Source organism: Methanomicrobium antiquum (genome assembly GCF_029633915.1).
Lineage (GTDB): Archaea > Halobacteriota > Methanomicrobia > Methanomicrobiales > Methanomicrobiaceae > Methanomicrobium > Methanomicrobium antiquum.
On sequence record NZ_CP091092.1, the window covers coordinates 1,158,670 to 1,179,893 of the forward strand.

Consider the following 21,224-nt stretch of genomic DNA (forward strand, 5'->3'; position numbering starts at 1 on the left):
TAAAAAGTATATAATATAATGATTTGGCGTGCAGTGTGTATGTATCCGGTCTGCATGCAATGTGTAAGGGAATGTCTTAAAAGAAAAATTGTTATCTCTTAATATGAATAAAGGATGTTGCAGGAGAATCTTATAATGCCGGTAATAACAGTTGATGAAAAACTCTGCACGGGTTGCGGCACCTGTAGCCGGATTTGCCCGGGAAGAATTATAATACAGCCTGAGGATAAAGAAATCCCGTATGTTCCAAAAGAGCTTGAGAACATGTGCATTAACTGCGGGCACTGTGAGGCTTTCTGCCCGGAAAATGCCCTTCTTGCAGGAAGTCCGCAGGGAGTGTCAAACCCTGTTTTAAAGGGAACAGGAGAAATTTCAACAGAAGATATTGAATTATATCTTAAAAAACGCCGCTCAATAAGAAGCTACAAAAAAAATCCGGTTTCTCGTGAAATAATCCTTAATATTTTAGATATTGCCCGCTACGCACCATCAGGATGCAATGCACAATCTGTCGGGTGGACTGTTGTGTATAAAAGAGAAAAGGTCAGAAGAATTTCAGAGCTTACCATTGAGTGGATGAAGACTCTTGTAAATACTCCTCATCCTATGAGCTGTTTTGCGCCCGGACTTATTGATGCATGGGAGAGCGGATACGATGTCATATGCCGCGGAGCGCCCCATCTTGTCGTTGCCCATGTTCCTGAAAATAATCCTCTTGCACAGGTTGATTCAATCATTTCACTATCTCATTTTGAGATTGCCGGACAGGCTTTTGGTGTCGGTTCCTGCTGGGCCGGGTTTGTTGCAGGCGCTGCAATGTTTTATGAGCCGATTTCAAAGGAGCTTGAAATCCCTAAAGGAAGGAAATTTGCAAATGCACTTATGTTTGGCTATCCGAATTACACACCACACGCAATTCCAAAGAGAAAACCACTTGATGTTTCATGGATTTGAATAATTACTGTATACATAGTATCAGAACTTATGTCTGGAAATATACTCAAAGTAAGAAATGTATTCAGTTTCAGTGTATAAAGTAAGGAAATATATTAGTAAATCTACCTGGAAATAAACTCCGGAAAAATTAAAAAAATATCTCCCGGAATAAATATCCCCCCATAATAACAAAATCGGGAATGACAAAAGATGAATAAAAAATACAGCTGTAAAGAGATAAGTGGTGAAAAATCCTTTCCCTGCGAAGTTAATCTTCCTGAAGAATCATCGGTTTTTGTGTATGTAAACGGAAGGCAGGCGGCAACGGCGGTTGTAAGTCCAGAATTGCTTTCAGAATACGCCGCCGGCTATCTTTTAACTGAAGGGATAATAAAAAATGCAGAAGAGATTGAATCGGTTTTTGAAGAAGGCAACAGAGTCAGCATCATAACATTAAACCCAAGAAAAATGCTTTTCACCAAAAGGACAGTTCTCTCAGGCTGTGGCGGAGGAACAATAATTGTTGATTATTCATCTATTCCTTCAGCACCAAAAGGAACTTCTTTTTCCTCAAAAAGAATTATGGAAGCGTCAGAAATAATAAAATTATATGAGAAGACAGACCTGACCGGTGAAATATACTTTGCAGGACTTTTTACAAAAGATAAAACACTTGCAGTAGCAGGCGACATCGGGCGAGAAAACGCACTTGACAAAGCGATTGGAAAGGCATTTCTTGAAAAGTGTCTTTTCCCTGAGTGTTTTGCTTCATTTAGCGGCCGTATCTCGGCTGAAACAGTCAGAAAATGTCTCTTTGCGCAGATCCCGGTTATCGCAACAACAGGCTCAGTCACATCTCTTGCCTGTGATGTTGCACGTGAGCGGAATATGACACTAATCTCATTAGAAGAAAACCGGATGTGCATCTTTTCAGGAGACGAAAATATTTGCGAATAGATTTTTTAAATTTTAAAATCTAATCTGCAAAAAAGTCGCAATAATCATTACTCTTATACCCCTAAAGCCCCCTTTTATTAATGTGATACGTGACCCTCCGGTTAAAAAAATACTATACTGGTGCCCGAATTGTAATCTGCCGCTGATCAATAAGAGTTGTTCATGTGGCAGTGAATCAATAAGCATACAGCTTCAAAAACCATTTGAGCTTCGGCCAGCACTGTCAGCCGATGTTACATTAATAAAAGAGCTTCTTTTAGAAAAATACGGGCAGGTCCCGGTTCCTAAAATTATTCTTCTCAACAAATACGGCGGAGATGACAGAGCAGAGCTTGTCATAATAAACGGAGTAAAGTTCGGCTGGCTTTTGTTTGACCCGGTTGAGAGAAAACACAGGCTGGACATTGCTGTTGATGGCATTCCTTATATCATTGGTCATGCAGATAAGGGAATTATTGATATTGACGCAGACACCGACTATACAAAAGATAAAGGAAGAATAGGTGGCAAACGTGTTAATCTTAAAAACCCTTACGAAAACGGAACTTACATTGTAAAATTCAGAAAAAAATACGGAACGGGGATTGTAAGAGACGGCACAATAAAAGTAAAAGAGCTTGTTTCAGTTGAACCTTTACCTCCGGCCTTAAATCCTGACTGGAAAGAGGCAATAGCAAAAAACAAAAATCATCTTAAAAATTTAGAGCACACCGCAATAAAAACAATAAAAAAACACATGAAAGATCGCCCGACTGTCAATGTATCTTTTTCAGGCGGAAAAGACAGCACAGCAATTCTTCATCTTGCCAAAAAAGCAGGTATAAAAGACGCTTTTTTCATTGATACAGGGCTTGAATTTCCGGAAACAATTAATTTTGTAAAATCATGCGGTGTTGAAATTATCCAAAAAGGCGGGGATTTCTGGAAGGGGGTTGAAAGGGCAGGTCCGCCTGCAAAAGACAACCGCTGGTGCTGTAAACTTCTTAAACTAAATCCACTGAAAGTTTATCTGTCCGGAATCGGCTCCTGCGTTACCATTCAGGGAAACCGCTGGTATGAATCATGGAATCGTGCAGATCTTGGTGAGACAAGTCAGAATCCCGCTAACCCTCTTCAGCTTAATGTATCTCCGATAAGGAGCTGGAGGGCATTTGAGGTTTTCCTCTATCTTTGGTGGCAGAATAAAAAGATAAACCCGCTGTATGATATGGGTCTTGAAAGAATTGGCTGTTATTTATGTCCTTCAATGCTTGAAAGCGAATATGAAACTATGCGTGTGCTTCATCCTGATTACACCAAAAAATGGGATGATTTTCTTGAGTCGTGGTCTGATAAGAAAGGTTATCCTCCCGAATACAAAGACTGGGGACTTTGGCGCTGGAAGGCGCTCCCGCCTAAAATGCGTGAAATTTGCAAAGAAAGAGGAATTGCAATAAATCATGACTATACCTTAAAGACCGGACCTGCAAGAGAGAAAAATATTGATTCTGATTTTTCAAAAAATACAGGTTCAAACGAAATTTTGGAAAATTCATCTAAGACAATTAAAAAAGAGGATAAAAAACCTGAAAATATTTTTCAAAATAAAGAATTTTCAGCAGATTCAGATTTAAATTATGATATCTTAAAAATACGGGATGATTTCTCAATTCTCGGGGATGTCATATATCTGGACAACGCCGCAACAGGTTTTTCACCACAGCAGGTTATTGATGCAATGGTTGATTTTGAGCACAATTACCGTTCAAATGTCGGTCGCGGTGTCCACAGCCTGACACAGATTGCCTCTCAGAAATACTGGCATGCACATGAAAAAGTCTCCAGGTTCATCGGCGGAGAAAAAGGAGTAACGGTTTTTACAAAAAATACAACTGAAGCCATAAACATGGTTGCAATGGGACTTTCGTGGAAGCCAGGCGACAGAGTTATTACAACTGTTCTTGAGCACCACTCAAATCTTCTACCATGGAGGGCACTTTCAAAATACGGCGTTGAAGTGGATGTTATCGGGATTGACTCTTCCTATATGCCCAACTTAAAAGAGCTTGAGGAAAAAATAACTCCTTTTACACGCCTGGTTGCAGTGACTCATGCATCAAATGTCTTAGGAGTTGTAACGCCGGTTAAGGAAATTTCTGAGATCTGCCATAAACATGGTGTAAAACTCCTTGTTGACGGTGCACAGAGTGTTCCTCATATTCCTGTAAATGTCGCAGAAATTGGATGCGACTATTTCGTGTTTTCCGGGCACAAAATGCTCGGGCCGACAGGAACCGGCGTTTTGTGGATGAAGGAGGCCGACATCGAGCCGCTCTTTTTGGGCGGCGGGATGGTTGAGTCTGTAACAGCTGACGGCTTTACTCCTGAGACAGGCTACCGTAAATATGAGGCAGGAACATCAAATATCGCAGGCGGTATAGGGCTTGGCGCCGCAGTTGACTATCTGACAAAAATCGGGATGGAAAACATTTTCGAGTATGAAGAAACCCTGACAAAGAGGCTGATTGATGGTTTGTCTGAAATTCAGGGTGTTCAGTTGTATGTAAACCCAAATCCAAAAAAGAGAATTGGTGTTGTATCTTTCACAGTCGAAGGTATAAATTCTCATGAGATTGCACAGATGCTTGATGAAACATCTGATATCATGCTCCGGTCAGGAAAGCACTGCTGCCATCCGCTGATGGACTTTTTAGGACTTAAGGACGGGACAGTCAGGGCAAGCATTGGCCTTTACAACACGATGCATGAAATTGATCTCCTGATTGCGTCGGTTGAAGAGATTGTCCGGTAATTTCCTTTTTAACCTAAGTTTGCCACTTACGTATAAAGTACCAATCAAATGATTTGAATAAATAGCTCAAAAATCCAATTAAAAAGAAATAAGACTGTTCTTAGTGATGTTACAAATGATCAAACATGCAAACAAAACTAAGAACCTATGTAGTTGAGCCTAATGACAATATATCCTTTCCTATTGGCATCATCCTGCTTGTCAAAACACTATATGAAATACTTAATTTTTCAGAAATTTTTGGCAAGCATAAGAAAAAAGGAATAAGTATCGATGATTTACTTATCGCGCTTATCAGTTACAAGCTGACTGATAATTTCAGCATCAAGCGCTCACATGGATGGATAAATCGCTTAGAGGTTTTGCAGATATTTAACCTGATTTCTTTCAGTGAAAGAACGATTTATCGTCTTCTTGAAACAATCGGAGCAAACAGAGAAGAAATCATCTCAGATATTCAGGATAGAATCTTTGATAGGTATGATTTTGATCTCACCGACATCAACATGGACTGGACCAGTATAGTTCTTCACGGAAATAAAGCAGAACTTGGTAAATATGGATATAGTCGGGATCACAGACCTGACAAAAAACAGATAACTATTGGATTGGCTGAACTGGCTAATCCAATCAATATTCCGATAGGAATGACTGTTGAACCCGGAAATCTCAACGATCAGAAACATTTCAAAAAGACGTATCTTCAGGTAAAAGATAGATTAAAAGAAGATTCTCTAGTAATATTTGACAAAGGTGCAAACAGCATTGATAATACTCAGATGATTCGCTCCGATAACCTGCAGTATATCACAGGAAAGAAGCTTAACAAAAGTGATGATAAGATAATTGCAAAATTCGAAGAATATAGTCCTGAAATTATTGATGATGAAGCCGGCATTCGCGGCATTAAAATTGTGAAACCAAACAGCATCAATTACTTCTATTTTTCAAAGAAACTTCAGAAAGAACAACTTGAATCCAGGGCGAGAAAAGTTGTGAAACAGATTAAGGAAGCAAAAACGATTCAGGAATGTATTGAAAAAAATAAAAAACTCCCTAAGAAGTTTCGTATAAATAATTTGCTTGTTGATGTTGATTATTCCATCCAGACAAAACTTGTTCAAATTTCAGAGGATGAAGCTGTAAAACTCCTTGAAGATAAATTAATCACTGGCAGAGAAGGATTTTTCTGTCTGAAATCAAGTAAGAATTTGACACTTGTTGAGGCCCTAAATACATATCGAAAAAAAGACTCGATTGAGAAGATATTCCACTCTTTAAAGAATGAAATTGAAATTAAACCATTGAGAGTCTGGACAGATAACAGCATTTATGGTGCGTTAATCATCGGATTTATTGCACAGCTTTTTATTTCACTGATTCGATTTGAAATCCCGGAAATGAAGCATACATCTACAAAATTCATAAAAAAATCATTATCGAATTTGACAGTTACCATTGATTTGTGGAAAAGAAAGACAAAAAAGTACATTCACTCGAATTTTGACTCCATAAATACGAAGATTTTACTCTATGACTGGGGCATTTCATGATTTTAAAGTAGTAAAATAGCCAACTGTCAAATTCTATTTCCTGACAAAAATTTGAAAAAATCGAATAGAGATAGTGGACAGTATCTTGAGGGGGATTGAACTCTAACTGGCAAAGTTAGGTTTTAAGAGAAATGCCGGTAAAATTGATATTCAATATAGCCTAAAGGACTTATATTTGTAAATTATACTTTTCCCCATGATGTCAAATTCCACGAGGATGCCAAAATAAAAATTGAGCTTTTCTGGAATTTTGTCAGTATTAGAGGAGGAGCTAAACACATGCGCTACTCCTCCAGATATATTGATAAATTGCACAACTACCAGTTTATCGCATTCACACCCACATTTCACACAGATAGTCCGGATGCCCTCGGACTGAATAAATCAAGGCACGGATTATTTAGGTTAATCCTGATTAATTACCAGATAACATTCGATCTATTGAATTGTTTACGTTGCACCTGGTTTTTACTCCCTCCTAGTGTTGTCAGGTCATAAAATATTCCCTCAGTTTAGCCAGGAATTCAGCTCAAAACCACTGACACCGCCTTTAATCTTGTATATCATCTCAATCATCCCGTCGGGTAAGCTTACGATACACAAAATACAGGAGCCTTTACCCTGAAATACAAAGTTACCACCTATCCACCAGTTATTTCTAACTTGATGTCCTTGACCGAGATATAAATTCATCATGTATTTCTTTCCTTCGAGATTAAATTCCACGAGGATACCAAAATAAAAATTGAGCTGGCTTGGATTTTCGTCTTTTGTAGAGTTAGGGCTAAACACATGCGCTCCTCCCCCTGATATATTGGTAAATTTCTCAGCCACCGATTTATCGCCTTTGCGTCCGCAATTCAGATCAATAGTCCAAATATCACCGGAATTTGAAATATCAGGCGGGAGCGAATTAGGTTGTTCCGGGGTAATTACCAAGGAATTCTCGATAAATTTGATAGATTGGATTGCACTGCATTTGATTTCAACTATGTTCTCTTGCGATTTGGACATTATAAATTCTCCTTTTTCATATATCTTGAAATAATTTTATAAGAATATAATACTATCCCTATATTTTATGAAGTTGCATAAATATTTTAGATATTTTTCTGTGTGTTTCTTTAGGTTACCCTGTTTATATTTTCACTGAGAACCTTTCACAATCTTACATGTGACGAATTTTGACACAGAGATAATATTACTAAAATCTATGCATAGTGTACGAAAAAAGACCTTTTCCGATAAAAATCGGTCTAGCCAAAAGTTGCTCTCAGGATGTGATCCTCAGAGATATTTAATATAGTATATTCAATGGTGGCTCCAACTGATGACCCGCTATAAACTGTAGCACCATCCAGTTTTATAGTCACTACTGCCTTTCCTGCATCTGGCATGAAGTAAATTGTCTTGCTGCTTCCGGTAGGGATATTGATTCCTCTTGAATTCTCTAGCGGGTCAGGCGGTGACAGAGAGGCATATCCATCTGATGCGGGTGACCAGATAATCATTAATTTTTTTGTTGAAATGGTTGCGGTAGCTGTAGCAGTTGCTGTTGGGGTAGATGTCACAGTTGCCGTGGATGTGTAAATTGAGGTTGTATTGTTTACGGAAGACATTGTGATTTTTTGACTGTAGATAAGTACGTCGCTGACAGTATCAATAATATTAACAGTGATCTCATTGCCCAGAAATGCCATAGGTGTTCCATTTATTTTGTTTGGATCATCTGTAACCGTATATCCGGCGTCTGTCCGGATAATGAACAGGTATGTCCCAGGCGCCCATTTAAGACCAACAGGGTATGGACTGGCGGTTACGCTTCCACCTGGTGTTGTGATCTGAACTGCAATGGGATAACCATCGCCAGAACCGGAAAGCAGGCCGGTATCTCCGGCACGATTGGATAGTGTAATCAGAGGATAACCATATTGTGTATTATATTTTGCCTCAGCAACGACATAAGCAGTCTTTTGGTGCATATCGCCGATTAAGCCAAAGAAGAAAACCGAGATTACTGCAGTCATAATAACCACCAGAGCAACTAAGAGAATTACTCCTATAAGAGCACTTACTGCTGAGTCATTTTTATCTGTGACTTGAACCGGAGATTTTAGGATTAGCAGTATCATGTTCTTCTCCTGTGTGAGCTATTGTGATGGTTATCTGTCGGGAACGTCTTTTTTTACAGAATAATCATTACCAGCTTCTTTGAGGGCACAATCCCTGCAATAAGTATAAAGAGAACTCCTGTAGCGACAGGAATAAAGTTGCTCCTGAGACTCTTTTCTCTTTTTCTGCATGCAAATCACAATCCCTGAACTCAGTAAAGAGGCGAGGATTAGAGCCATAGTCACGACAATGACTGTCGTTGCATTTGGCGACAGAAGCAGGAGCATACATAAAATAAGAATTGCAGCGATAAATATCCCAAGACAGATACCTATTAGGAGGCCTCCTTCCATACCCAGACGATATGAGATTTTTTTGAACATACAATAATGGTTGTTGTTGAGATATCGGTATTTATAGATATCTGACAGATATGCATTGGAAAATAGAAAAAACAGCTGCGGGGGAGATGCAGGAAACAATGCTTCAAAAAAAATAGTTTTAATCAGACATAAACCAAAATGTTCACTATCAAATGAGAATACCTGAACTGCTTGCACCTGCCGGAGACTGGTCATGTTTAAAGACAGCTGTAGAAAACGGTGCGGATGCTGTTTATTTCGGCATCAAAAATATGAATATGCGGGATAATGCCGGCAACTTTGAGATAAGCGAACTTCCTGTCGTCATGCATTATCTTCATGAAAATAATAAAAAAGGATACCTAACCTTAAATACTATTTTTTATAACAGTGAGCTTTTAAAAATTAAAAAGATTATAGCGGAAGCCAAAGAAGCCTGTGTTGATGCCATAATCTGCTGGGATATGGCAGTTCTTGATATGGCAAACAAGGCAGGAATTCCTGTTCACATTTCAACTCAGGCGAGTGTCTCAAATTATCAGGCGTTTAAGTTTTACGCAGGATTAGGCGCAAAACGAATAATCCTTGCAAGAGAGTGCTCACTTTCAGACATTTCAGAAATCAGAAAAAAGGCTGATTCCGATAATCTTGATTGTGAGATTGAGACTTTTATTCACGGTGCTATGTGTGTGAGCATGTCAGGCAGGTGTTTTTTATCGGCCGATACATTCCATAAATCCGCAAACAGGGGCCAGTGCCTTCAGCCCTGTCGGAGGCTTTACTCTATTACTGATGTTGAGGATGAGGATAACTCCTATATATTAGGCCACGATTATGTTTTAAGCCCAAAAGATCTCTGTTCTATAGAAATCCTGCCGGAGCTTATTAAGGCAGGAATCAGCTCTTTTAAGATTGAGGGGAGAAACAGGCCGCCTGATTATGTTAAAACAACAGTCTCCTGCTACAAAAAAGGTTTGAATGCTATAGATTCGGGGGAGTTCACACCTAAGCTTGCTATGGAATTAAAAGAAGAACTTTCCAAAACCTATAACCGGGGATTTTCAGGAGGTTTCTATAAGGGTCTTGAAAAGGACTGGATAAGTCCTGGTCCCTCTGCCAAAGAAACAAAGGAGTATTGCGGGGAGGTTGTCAATTATTATAAAAAAGTTCAGGTGGCAGAGTTTCTGATACGCTCAGGGAGCCTGAAGACAGGCGATAAAATTCTTGTCTACGGCAAAACAACCCCTGCAGAATATAGTATAATTAAAGAGATACAGATAAATCACAAGAATGTTTTATCTGTTGCGAAAGGTGAGCGGTGCGGGATTAAAGTGCCGTTTTTTGTCAGACCCGGGGATAAGCTGTTTTTGGTTAAGGATAGCGTTAATTGAATGCAGAAAATAACAGTCATTTTTTTCATATCCAAATTTAATTCCTGATAATTCTTATAAGAGTTTCTTCAACTTCTTTTATCTTGTCAGGTTTTAGTCTGATTGTTTTATCGATATAGATAATTATCAATTTATACGCCGGAAGTTCCTATACTGGAAAAGGAGCCGGAACATGCAATTGCTCAACTTTTGACAAGGGAGTGAATTTGAGGTTCAATAAAATTAAAAAAAATCATGATTTATGAAATCATTGTTCAAAGATATATGTTTTGATTTTTAGAGAACCAAAAAAATAATGAGGAATTTAGTTAATTTAATGATATGATAGATGCAGTCCCAAATATTGATCGAAATCAATTTCCTTTTCAGAAAATACAGAAAATTCAAGACACTTATAATGGCAGTAAGTTGTTTGATACGAAAAATAAATTTTGCAGTATTGAATTTGGTCGGGCTTTGCATGGATTTGAATACAGATATATTTCATCAAAAACTCAGGAAAAAAGGTACTTTGACATAACTTTGAAATATGGGGATACACCTCCTGTAGAACCAATAAATTACAGATTTCTTCAGGATGAAACAATTTATTTATTTTTCACTTGCTGTTTATCACTTTTTGATTGCTATGCATATGCTCTATATGCTGCATGTTCTCATTTGGATCCATCTAGAATTCCCTTAAACAATTTAAAAGATGGTAATGTCTCTTTTCATAAAATAAAAGATAAAAAATCATTATATAATTTCTTAAAAGACAAAACAATTTATAAAATAATTGAGAATACAAAAGATGATCCAAAATATAAGGATATTCAAAACTTTAGAAATTATTTAAATCATCGAGCACATCTACCACGAACAATTTTTCTTTCAACTGATTCTCATATCTTAAGTAGAATTGATACAATTGAATATTTAAATATGGAAATAAAACCGAATGCACTTTGCGAGTATAAAGATTGGATTGACCAAAATATAAATGGTCTTCTTGAAGAATTTTATTTATTCTTAATGGATCATTTTTAATGATCTTCATGTCCACAACAAGTTACTGCTGATAGATCCATTCTCTGACGATCCGCTGATATGTAGAGATTCTGTAAACTTTTTGAAGCCTTTAGTCTGGGAAAACAATGAAAAAAATGTTTCTGATCAATGTGGATACTCGTGTTACAGATATTTACCTTACTAATTTTGATCGCATCTTCCGCCACTTCTATTTCCGCAAGACTGCAAATTAAATCGCAGAAAAAGAGAAAGAATTGTTGAAAGGTGCGTTTCTTTATGAAGACAACGGCTGGACAAAAGATTATTTCCAGCCAGACAACTTGATGGGTAAATAATGCATGTAGATGAGGAAAAAAACCAAATACATCCAAAATAGATAACCACTTATCATGAGTCTGACAGAAGCACAAAAAAAAGAAGTCAGGGTGGCGATGGAAGCATATGCAGCCGCCTATAAAACAAAGGATTTCGATGGAATGATGAATATATTTTCTCCGGGCATCTGTGGATTCGGCAGCGGGCCGGACGAAATAATAAAGAACCATGAGAGTTTTGCCCGGCAGATAAAACGCGATATGATCCAGGCGGATGTTGAATCAGTGGTATTCAGTGAGACGCAAATCAACGGCGAAGGAAAGGTAGCCTGGGTAATGACTCAAAGTGCCATTGTATTTACAGTCTCCGGGTCGGAGAAGCAGACTGTCAAAGGCAGATCCACTATGGTTCTTCGAAACACTGATGATAAATGGCTCATCGAGCAGATCCACTTTTCGATGCCATATGGCAGACAGGCAGAAGGGCAGTCCTTCCCTGAGGCATGAATCCCGGAAATAGATGTGTTATTTAGGTAACAGGTCTGTCTCTTCCATGCTATTTTTTGGCTTTTTAATTTAACAGCAAAATTACCTTGGAAATGATGAAATATTTTACCCTGCCTCTTTTGTGTAATCAGACTTTATTGATTATCCAATGTGAGAGATGTTTCATCTCTCCTTCTGACATGTAGACGATCGTGGCGTAAGAATTATGTCTACGTATAATTAATTATCAACCGGGAGGCGGCCAGAGAATCTTTTTTAGGCCAAAAACTTTTGAAAAAATCCAGTGAAAAAACAATGAAAGGAGCGGGCCGAAGGGATAAAAGTTTTACACAAAACCTCCCTGACTGATCCTTTTTTTACCGGCCAATGCGGCCCGTATCTACTAAATTAACGTAGAAAAAGATGTATTTTGCATGCTGTTTGTCAATTGTAATAAGGTGAAAATGAAAAAATCTACTATTTTTTTGTTATCAGGACTGATTTTTGCGATATTATTGGTGGCTGTTATCATGACCATAATTTATGGTGAAACCGGTCGGGATGTACCTGATGGAGATAATCTCATAAATATCACTAAGCAACCTGAAATGGATCCAAGGATAGATTTGACAAAACCAGGATGTACCGGCTATTCCAGCCAGAAAATCCTTAAAGAATACGGGAACTGGTCGAAAATAATATATTATGACCGTGACAACTGGAATCTCATCAGACCGTAAGATAAATACTTCGATAAGTACGAGTCAATTAATGGAGGACCTGTCACCGGATGTGGACAGAATACCTGTTTTGGAGGGCTTTATATCTGGTGGGATCCTGATATTCCTGTCAATGAGACAATAATGGATGAAATCTATTCGCTATTTGCTGAAAGTGCAAAAGCAAACGGCATGGAGGAGCCTTATCTTATATTTATACCCGGAAAACTAATCCTTGACTGAATTGATAAGATAATAAAAATCAACCTTTTGATTTTTCTTCAAATTAAAATAAATTGAAAGCACAGACAAAATATCTTGAACTGAATCCATCTATTCATGAAATCATGAATATTATATGATTGTTTAAATTATCAAGTATCATCAGCCGGAAAAGGTGAGCGGTGCGGGATTAAAGTGCCGTTTTTTGTCAGACCCGGGGATAAGCTGTTTTTGATTTTGGAGACAGAGAAATGACTGGAATAAATGTTATCATCAGGAAGGATGCTGGTGTTTGACATTAAAAAAAAGGCAGTAAATATTTTGCTTTGAATAATCCGGGAAATCTCTCTGCAAATCTCATTTTTTTTAAATTAACAGTTCAAGTAAATAATGAGAGAGAATGTAAAGACTGATATATTACATTCAAAAGTGGGAGACTCATGGAATATTTTTTCCTTTTGTCAAAACTAAAAAATCAATCAGGTTTAGTGAAATTTGAAAAGAAGGACCTGTATTTATCTAACCAATCCTATATCCTTCTTTTCCAAAAGATTAATCCTCCGGTTGATACAACCGACATTTATTATTAAAAGCTTCATCGCAGATAAAAGTTTGCATGCCGTTTGTTAATTGTAGTATCCCGAACGGATTTGAGGCGTCTGCAGGGACGGCAACAGGGTTTCGATGTCCATCCTGTCAGCTCTTTTTAAGACCATATTCATAGGTGGCCTTCTTGTCAGGCGCCTCGAACATGACCACATTGTCATATTTTCCAAGCGTCCATCATATGCCTGTATATCAGATATTTTCTTTTGCATCCGTTTCGATATCTTTCATATTATGTTCGATTACTTCCTTTGAAAGCTCTTTTTTGAATTTCGCCATTGCAATAAAAAGCATTTTTTCTCTTCTTTTGGATAATTTATTCTTAGGGAGTATTGTATTTGAATTTAGGGCCTCAGGGTTTTAGGAGAGTGGAATCTTATTATCAGCACCGTTATTACGAAATATAATCATAATATTGTAAATGAAATCGGCCGTTCTGACAATACTTGTGATAATTCTTTTCATTATTGCACTTTTTATTGGCAATTTTGCCCTTTTTGCACAGCCCGATGATTCCGGTGCAAAAACAACTGTGAATCATCTTTTAAAAAAGGAAAACGGCACGTATATGGACGTAATCCATGTAACAGTCCGTGGAGGAACAGAGGAGGAGATAGGATATGAGCTTGGGAAAGCCGGCATAGATGAGTTTGACTCATTCCTTTTGCCTTTCGCTGACATAAAATACGGAGAGGAAAAGGAGCAGTACATCAAAAGTTATGACGATGTTTTATACGAGCGGATGCTTGGAATAAAGAAGGCATATCAGCTCAGTGAAGACGATTACAGCTATGATGCCAGTTTTCCTATATATATATCACTTTATCCTTCATGTTCCGCTCTTTATTTTCCTCCTTCATCAACAAAGGACGGCCATGCAATTGTAGGCAGGAATATGGAATGGGATTATACCCCTGATTTAGATGCATTTACCGGTATTGAAGATGGAAACTTCGAAGACACAATCGTTAGTGAAATGGGAACACTTGTACATGTTGTCGAGATATATCCTGATGAAGGATATGCCAGTCTGGTATTGGGGACCATGGATCTCCTCAACGGTATCGTTGACGGAATAAATGAAAAAGGACTGTACGTTGCGTCTCTTCAGGACGGAGATACTTATAACGATCCCCTGGATGACCTCGCCGGATCAACGAGTACAGGACTGAATTTTATGCAGGTGCTTAGATCAATCCTAGAGCATTGTGCAACGGTTGATGAAGCAAAAAAGCAGCTGTCAGAGACAGAGGTTTTTATGCCGTATATGGGCCAGCACTTCCTTATATGCGACGATTCCGGAGACGCGACAATTGTAGAGTTTGATAACGAAACACGTGATATTATTTTTATAGATTACCAGGACACTCCTGTTCCGATTACAAACTATGCTATTCACCTCCGTCCTGACATCAGCCTGTGTCAACCGGAAAATCCTGATGATCCTCATGACGATTACCTGAGAAGTGCAAAACTTCATAACTATATTTCCGGTCATGAAGGAGATTTCACGACAGATGACGCATGGGCGGCATTGAAACAAGTTGAGGCAAATGCTGATGCAGGTAACAAAACTGTTGACAGGCTTTTGTGGAGGGTTGTAACTGATTTAACCAACAGGACAATGACTGTTAAATATTTCTTAAAAGACGGCCCGATAAATAACCAGACGCTTAAAACCCGTGATCTTATTATGTCAGAGCCGTTTACCTTCAGTCTTGAGAGATGACAGACAAGAGGGATTATCGTATAATCCCCTATTTCTTTATTGATTTATACCCATTTTATCATCAAGCCAGTCAAATTTGGCACCGAAAGACTGTCCGAACGCCCCGAACTGGCAGTGCGACCCGGCACCGTATTCGTCCTGGAATAATATGAATTCCTTCTCGCAGGCAAGGCTGTCATAAAGCTCTTTTGCCTGAATCGCGTCTTTGTCTAAGCTATCGGCTTCACCGGCGCAGACAAGAGTCGGGCAGCGTATCTCCCCGGCGATTCCCGCGAGTGAAAAATCCATCCATTTTGCCCAGAACTGTGCAGGGGAGCCGGCATTGAAGACGAACATTCCGTTTTCGTTCATCCAGCGAGTGCCAGTACTCTCTGCCATTGCATCCCGTATGGCATCGTTGAACTCAGCCGGGTCTGTCTGCAGCCATTCCTTTAGGTCTTCTTTTGTCATGTTCGCATCCGCTCCTTCTTCCTGCAGGTTTCTAAGGAGATTTTCTCCGACGTCGTATGTGCCGGGGTCTGCAATGAGCGCTGCAATCCTGCTTTCATATGCGGCGCCGCGTGGGGCAAGGTAGCCGCCTAGGGAAATTCCCCAGAGTGCTATCCTGTTTTCATCGACATCGGGCCGGCTTACTGCATAATCAACGACAGGCGTGATGACATTCTCCCAGTCGTAACGAAACGGAATATGCTGAATCCGTATCACTTCGCCCTGTCCAGGCCCCTCGAATGTTAAGACATTGTATCCGCGTTTTATTCCTTCATTCACATATGTATGAAGCTCTTCCTGGCAGCCGTCAAAGCCTGTCTGAACAATTAGGAGCGGATGAGGTGTGCCGGAATTATCTGCTTTATAGAAGTACCCCGGTAGTGTTGTATTTTCATACGGGATGCTTACAATCTCGTATGAGACATCATCGAGTGCGAGTGCATCGCGAAATGTTTCTCTGCTTTTTTCCCACGTCTCAACGATGCGGGAGTCCGTTGAATTTCCATGCAGGAAGAACTCTGCTGTGCGGTAGTATGTTGCAGCCCGGTAATAAGCATTCATTGCTGTACGGTTATGCCCTTCCCTGAGACTTTCATCTCCTATATTTCTGATTGCATCCGCTGTTTTTTTCCATTCGCTGTACCAGCTCTCAAAATCTCCTTCGTCTATTCTGGATGCTGTTTTAAGGCATTCGCCGATATCAGCTTCTCCTGAATATGAAGCGCCGATTGTTCTTAGGAACTGAAAAGCGAATTCCTGGTCGCTGAATATTTGTGCGGCAGAGCCGGAAGAGCAGGTGGAGGCGGATTGAGGTGTTTTTGTTTCAGTCGCGGCAGAAACAGCCACAGACTGCAATTCTGTTTCTGTGCAGCCTGCAGATATTGTAAAGGCAAGAGTGGCTGTTACCAGGAGGGTAAAAGTTATTGCATATTTTATGCAGGATTTCGAGGGCTTCATAGCTGACTCTTAAGTTTTAGAATAGCAGTTAAGATAATATTTACGAAAATTCAGGATTTTACGAAAATACTGAGTTTATGCAGATTTGCATAAAAATTAGATTCCTTTTGGATAATTGCAGAAAAAGAAAAATGAGTGTTCCAGTTTTTAAGAACTCCGAAAGGAAAACAAATACTGAATGTACATCAGCAGGGAAATCCTGGAAATTACACATATAAAGATTAGTGAAACGGGGGAGTATGGCAGAGGAGTAATATTTGAACTAATCATCCCGAAGGAGTATTCGAGGTTTGAGTCTACCGGGGTTGGGTCCCCATGAATTGAATCCTCCAGAGTTGAGTCCAGTGACTCTTCTGGGAAAAAAGGCTTGTATTAGTCTTTGGATGATTTATATTCGACTTTTTTAGGCAGCCTGATACCTGAGAAATAATACTTCCCCAATTAAAAATCCTCAGAGATATGCCTTTAGTCTCCAGATAAGATATAGTGGAATCTCTAAAATCTCCCCGTATTCATTCGAATGCCTGGCAATATTGTTTAGACTGGTTCTGACAGCAACACGGGGGCTGTATTTTTTCCTGTACTCGCCAAGGCTTCTTGATCGAGTCCCTCTTGCTGATTTAACTTCGATAGGGACTACATCAATGCCTTCCTGTATGATGTAATCAACCTCGGCAATCCCGCCGGATTTCCAGAAAAAGGCTCTTTGGAAATTGTTTGAAATAATTTCTGTCAACACGAAATTTTCCGTTAAAATCCCACGCATGTCGGCGGTCAGTGAAGAAGTGTCAAAAACAACATCTGCCGGAAATTTACTCATTCTGCGTAAAAGTCCCACATCAGAGAAATAAATCTTGAAGTATGTATTATCTGCATATGTTGTAACCGGAATGTAGGGCCGCTCTATTTTTTCGACCTTATAGATGAGTCCTGCTGAAATAAGCCATTGAAGGGAATCTTCCAAATCACGGGCACGCATTCCATACTTTACGTGGGAGAATATAAATTTCTGATTGTCCTTTGCGAGCTGTGCAGGAATTGCATTCCAAATCAGGGAAAGTTTTGGAAATTCGGATACGGATGCATATTTGACGAAATCCTTTTCGTAATTACTGAGAATGTCGTTTTGTATTGTCTCTACAAGGCCGATTTCGTGGTTCTTTAACCATGAACTGACAACTTCCGGCATACCTCCTGTAATCAGGTATTCACGATATGATTCTTCCAGTTTGCCGGTAAATACATCGGATATCTCTTCATCCAGAGATAAATTATTCAGGTATTCGTAAAGAAGCTCTTCATCCTTTGCCAGGAGAAATTCCGGGAAGTTAAGGGGGTACATCTTAAGCATCTGCACTTTTCCAACCGGAAATGAGACATTTTTTCCCATCTGTGCAACAGCTACACCCAAAAGGGAACCGGCGGCAGCAACGTGGAGTTCGGACAGGTTTTCGCAGAAGTATTTGAGAGATGTTATTGCACGTGGACAAATCTGGATTTCGTCCAATATGAGGATAGTTATTCCAGGATTAATGGATTTATTCCTCAGAATGCCAAGGTCTTTGATAATTCTTGAAACATTCAGGTCGCCTTCGAATATCTTTTGCAGACGGTCATCATATTCAAAGTTGAAATAAGCGACATCTTTGAATTCCGCATCTCCAAAATTCTTTAATATCCAGGTTTTCCCGCACTGGCGAATTCCTTCAATAATGACAGGTTTACGATCCCCCTTTTCTTTCCATTCGAGTAAAGTATCGTAAATGAACCGCTTCATATTATTGCTTATGTATGCTTAAGTACTAATTATGTGTTTCCCGTACACATTTTTCCAACTTATTTTGTGTATGATATGCACATTTTTCTAACTTAAGGATTTAGGAGGGGGGTGCTGTATTAAAAGGAAGTTTATTAAAAAGAGCAAAAGAATTTCTCATTTCCCCCGTTTTGTCAAAAGCTTACTGCAATCAGTGAATGATTCAGGGCTGATATTTTCAATATCAGACCAGAGCAAAAATACTGTCTGCCCAGCTTTCAGCCTCTGAAAATAATTTTTTAAGGCATTTAGTGTTCCCCGTTCCGGGAAGTCCCGTGCACACTGTGTTTACCGATGAGCAGCCTCTTAATGCAGGTTTGAGATTATAATTGGAGAATCTGTTGTGAAGAAATACATTTCAAATACCATCTTATCTGATTTTACACGAGATGCTGAATTAGGGGGTTCTTTTGAAAAAATTAAGGATTATAAATTAAAAGCATATCCAGAATCTATAGCCTATCTTAAAATGTATACTCCCTATTTTGGAATGTTAAAGATTGAGGATACCCCAGTAAATTTAGAAAAAATCGATGAAATCCTAGAAAAAGTAAGGGGGTATTATGAATTAGTTGCCACAAAAGGAAGATGATAATTCATTAAGTCCTGATAAAGAAGAAATGAATCTTATTGATGTATATGATGTAATTTTAGCAGGAATTGAACAATAATGGATAAAATCTTTCTTTATTATGGCCCTAAAAAAGGGTTTGAGGAACTTCTTGAAAAAGAAATTAAGGAAAAAGAGACTCGGACTACTCTTTCAGTTGCAATAAGGAAAACGGATGAATTAATTAAAAAAGTAACAATGATTCATAAAACTGAATCAAAGCCTGAAGAAGAAGATGAAGAAGAAAAAATAATCCAAATTGAAGAAAAAATAAAAATTGATATAGGTCACTTAATTTCTTATTCAGATGAATATTCAAGTGTAAAAGAACATGCAATATTAAATTTTGATGAGTTTCTTTCCTCATTGAAAATCAATAAATTATTCCTTCAAAATACTCCAAAACATATAGCTGATTTACTTAATAATTCCTATTCGGAAATTACCACGGATGAAGTTTATTCCTATCCATCAATAGATGAGAGTAAAATATATGAGATCTACTCCAATTTTGAAAAGAGAATTATTGGGCAAGAAAAAGTAAAAAAAAATTGCTAAAAGTCTTAACCCTTCTAACATATGGTAAAGTAGAAAAAACACTTGTAATTCTCTTTTATGGACCTTCTGGTGTTGGAAAAACAGAGACTGCAAAATATTTAGCAGAGATATTAGGAGGGGAATTATATCGAAAAGAATTCTCAATGTTTCAGGGTAATGAATACCTTTCCTTTCTCTTCGGAGTGTAGTATCCCGAAATAATTTTCCCGGACACAGAAATTCTGGAATTGAGCCGGAATAATCGCCAAATGATACGGATTTATAAATCCGGAGGTTTTAGATTTGAGTATGTACACCTGTGAGGCCTCGTCCCTTGACCTTTTCACAGATTCAATCAGGCTCATTGGGGATGCCACACTTTGTGGTGTAATGGAGTTTGACAGAAGAATTGATCCCACCGCTCTTCAGGAGGCTGCCCAGGCATGTCTCATGGCCCATCCTGTTCTTCGCAGCCGGCTTATCCGGGGAAATGGCCCGGCAATCTGGGAGACAGCCGAGGATGTCAGATATCCTTTTGTGTCTGTGGAGGAGTGCACTGATAAATACTATTCCCATGTCATCGGGCCGGTTGATCCTTACGGTCCGCTGCAGTTTCGCGTACGACTGCTTAGAAGACCTTTGGGAGATGTTATCATCGTCAACCTCGCTCATGCTGCCGCTGATGCGTTTGGTCTTCACACTCTTATGTCCCAGCTTCTGCAGGAATACCAAAAACCCGGCAGTATCTGTCCTGTAAATGGTGAGATTCCTGAGCGTGACACACTCTGGACCGGCAGAGCCGATCTGCACGGACAGCCGGTATCTCAGGATCTTAAAGTGGTTAATCCTTTGTGGCCCGATCCTTTTGGCACTTCCTCTGAGCCTTCAAATTTTCACAGGGAATGCGTAAACCCTCAGGTAATGGAGGCAATTCGTGTCCGGACCCGTGAGCTTAGCGGGAGTATTAATGATGTTGTGATGGCGGCATACTTCCTGTCAATGAGTGACTTAACAGGTCATATGGGGCCTGTTGACGTTTTTTTCCCCGTCAACCTGCGTCAGTACTTAAAGGACGGATCGCGGGTGATGAGCAACCAGGCCGTCAATATCTCTTTTTCTCTTGATCGCAGGATGGGAGAAGGGATGAAAGATACTCTTCCCCGTGTGATCAGAGAAACAACACTGCTAAAGGAGAAATCCATCGGCATCAGTGAACAGGCCATAATGGACAGGGCCTGCGACCCGGAGGGCAGGCATATTCACCAGATGGTCGAGGAGATAGCAACTCTGCAGAAATCAGGCTTTGCGGATATCTTCATCTCAAATCCCGGGACTATAGCCCTGCCGGATATTAAAGGGCTTACCGATGCCTATGTCTGCTTCCCCGGATGTTACATGCCTTCCACATGTTTTATCACCAGTACTTTCCGGGGGCATATGACGGTCACAATAGGTTACCAGGATACTAAAAGGGCAAGGGAGGGAACACGAAAGGCACTGGATCAATTCATGCAGTATCTCCTTTCAGTGGTGGATGAATTTTGAGATCGGATGCAGTATAAGTTTTGCATGAACATGTTTTTTTTCAATTTTATATCTTTCAGGTCAAATTCAGACAACAGAGGT

20 protein-coding genes are annotated in these 21,224 nt (G+C 39.3%); 13 read left to right on the plus strand and 7 right to left on the minus strand.

Annotated elements, in window-relative coordinates; translation table 11 throughout:
* Positions 1-135 precede the first annotated feature (135 nt).
* From L1994_RS05790 to L1994_RS05805, 4 genes are all read left to right on the plus strand, one after another.
* Positions 136-954 carry a nitroreductase family protein gene (locus tag L1994_RS05790; RefSeq protein ID WP_278100730.1) on the plus strand — a complete coding sequence of 273 codons (819 nt, stop codon included), beginning with the start codon at positions 136-138 and terminating at the stop codon, positions 952-954.
* Between the two features lie 192 nt (positions 955-1,146).
* The gene (locus tag L1994_RS05795; RefSeq protein WP_278100731.1) at positions 1,147-1,893 is read left to right on the plus strand and encodes a formate dehydrogenase accessory sulfurtransferase FdhD; all 747 of its coding nucleotides are present in this window, start codon (positions 1,147-1,149) and stop codon (positions 1,891-1,893) included.
* Positions 1,894-1,975: 82 nt separating this feature from the next.
* Positions 1,976-4,684 (plus strand): aminotransferase class V-fold PLP-dependent enzyme, encoded by a 2,709-nt coding sequence (locus tag L1994_RS05800; RefSeq protein ID WP_278100732.1) that lies wholly within the window; start codon positions 1,976-1,978, stop codon positions 4,682-4,684.
* Between the two features lie 125 nt (positions 4,685-4,809).
* Positions 4,810-6,237 carry an IS1634 family transposase gene (locus L1994_RS05805; RefSeq protein WP_278098696.1) on the plus strand — a complete coding sequence of 476 codons (1,428 nt, stop codon included), beginning with the start codon at positions 4,810-4,812 and terminating at the stop codon, positions 6,235-6,237.
* A 507-nt stretch (positions 6,238-6,744) separates the two neighbouring features.
* On the opposite strand, the gene L1994_RS05810 is transcribed toward L1994_RS05805, so the two are convergent.
* From L1994_RS05810 to L1994_RS05820, 3 genes are all read right to left on the minus strand, one after another.
* A complete protein-coding gene (locus L1994_RS05810) occupies positions 6,745-7,251 on the minus strand; it encodes a hypothetical protein (protein ID WP_278100733.1) in 507 nt (168 codons plus the stop codon).
* A gap of 242 nt (positions 7,252-7,493) precedes the next feature.
* A complete protein-coding gene (locus tag L1994_RS05815; protein WP_278100734.1) occupies positions 7,494-8,369 on the minus strand; it encodes a type IV pilin N-terminal domain-containing protein in 876 nt (291 codons plus the stop codon).
* A gap of 30 nt (positions 8,370-8,399) precedes the next feature.
* On the minus strand, positions 8,400-8,732 hold the full coding sequence (locus L1994_RS05820; protein ID WP_278100735.1) for a hypothetical protein: 333 nt from the start codon (positions 8,730-8,732) through the stop codon (positions 8,400-8,402).
* Between the two features lie 152 nt (positions 8,733-8,884).
* Between L1994_RS05820 and L1994_RS05825 the strand changes: the two genes are divergently transcribed.
* The 4 genes from L1994_RS05825 to L1994_RS05840 all read left to right on the plus strand — a co-directional run bounded on the left by L1994_RS05825 (position 8,885) and on the right by L1994_RS05840 (position 12,653).
* Positions 8,885-10,102 carry a U32 family peptidase gene (locus tag L1994_RS05825; protein WP_278100736.1) on the plus strand — a complete coding sequence of 406 codons (1,218 nt, stop codon included), beginning with the start codon at positions 8,885-8,887 and terminating at the stop codon, positions 10,100-10,102.
* Between the two features lie 321 nt (positions 10,103-10,423).
* The gene (locus L1994_RS05830; protein WP_278100737.1) at positions 10,424-11,131 is read left to right on the plus strand and encodes a hypothetical protein; all 708 of its coding nucleotides are present in this window, start codon (positions 10,424-10,426) and stop codon (positions 11,129-11,131) included.
* A gap of 371 nt (positions 11,132-11,502) precedes the next feature.
* Entirely contained in the window at positions 11,503-11,934 is a 432-nt protein-coding gene (locus tag L1994_RS05835) for a nuclear transport factor 2 family protein (protein WP_278100738.1), read from the plus strand.
* A gap of 509 nt (positions 11,935-12,443) precedes the next feature.
* Complete coding sequence (locus tag L1994_RS05840) at positions 12,444-12,653, plus strand: hypothetical protein (RefSeq protein ID WP_278100739.1); 210 nt, start codon at positions 12,444-12,446, stop codon at positions 12,651-12,653.
* Positions 12,654-13,006: 353 nt separating this feature from the next.
* Here L1994_RS05840 and L1994_RS05845 read toward each other — a convergent pair whose 3' ends face one another.
* Together L1994_RS05845 and L1994_RS05850 are read right to left on the minus strand one after the other, a co-directional pair.
* Positions 13,007-13,153: a hypothetical protein gene (locus L1994_RS05845; RefSeq protein WP_278100740.1), complete on the minus strand. Its 147-nt coding sequence runs from the start codon at positions 13,151-13,153 to the stop codon at positions 13,007-13,009.
* A gap of 327 nt (positions 13,154-13,480) precedes the next feature.
* Entirely contained in the window at positions 13,481-13,672 is a 192-nt protein-coding gene (locus L1994_RS05850) for a hypothetical protein (protein WP_278100741.1), read from the minus strand.
* A gap of 209 nt (positions 13,673-13,881) precedes the next feature.
* Between L1994_RS05850 and L1994_RS05855 the strand changes: the two genes are divergently transcribed.
* A complete protein-coding gene (locus tag L1994_RS05855) occupies positions 13,882-15,189 on the plus strand; it encodes a C45 family peptidase (protein ID WP_278100742.1) in 1,308 nt (435 codons plus the stop codon).
* Positions 15,190-15,225: 36 nt separating this feature from the next.
* On the opposite strand, the gene L1994_RS05860 is transcribed toward L1994_RS05855, so the two are convergent.
* Complete coding sequence (locus L1994_RS05860; protein WP_278100743.1) at positions 15,226-16,635, minus strand: alpha/beta hydrolase family protein; 1,410 nt, start codon at positions 16,633-16,635, stop codon at positions 15,226-15,228.
* Between the two features lie 451 nt (positions 16,636-17,086).
* The gene (locus L1994_RS05865; protein ID WP_278100744.1) at positions 17,087-18,412 is read right to left on the minus strand and encodes an ATP-binding protein; all 1,326 of its coding nucleotides are present in this window, start codon (positions 18,410-18,412) and stop codon (positions 17,087-17,089) included.
* Positions 18,413-18,794: 382 nt separating this feature from the next.
* Here L1994_RS05865 and L1994_RS05870 point away from each other — a divergent pair, with 382 nt between their 5' ends.
* The 4 genes from L1994_RS05870 (at position 18,795) to L1994_RS05885 (ending at position 21,143) form a co-directional block, all read left to right on the plus strand.
* Positions 18,795-19,043 (plus strand): DUF6414 family protein, encoded by a 249-nt coding sequence (locus tag L1994_RS05870; RefSeq protein ID WP_278100745.1) that lies wholly within the window; start codon positions 18,795-18,797, stop codon positions 19,041-19,043.
* 78 nt (positions 19,044-19,121) lie between these two features.
* Positions 19,122-19,619 carry a hypothetical protein gene (locus L1994_RS05875; RefSeq protein WP_278100746.1) on the plus strand — a complete coding sequence of 166 codons (498 nt, stop codon included), beginning with the start codon at positions 19,122-19,124 and terminating at the stop codon, positions 19,617-19,619.
* Positions 19,613-19,807, plus strand: coding sequence for an AAA family ATPase (locus L1994_RS05880; RefSeq protein ID WP_278100747.1), 195 nt, complete (start codon positions 19,613-19,615; stop codon positions 19,805-19,807). Before L1994_RS05875 ends, L1994_RS05880 begins: the two co-directional genes overlap by 7 nt.
* Positions 19,808-19,907: 100 nt before the next feature.
* Positions 19,908-21,143: a hypothetical protein gene (locus tag L1994_RS05885; protein ID WP_278100748.1), complete on the plus strand. Its 1,236-nt coding sequence runs from the start codon at positions 19,908-19,910 to the stop codon at positions 21,141-21,143.
* The last annotated feature ends 81 nt before the right edge of the window (positions 21,144-21,224 follow it).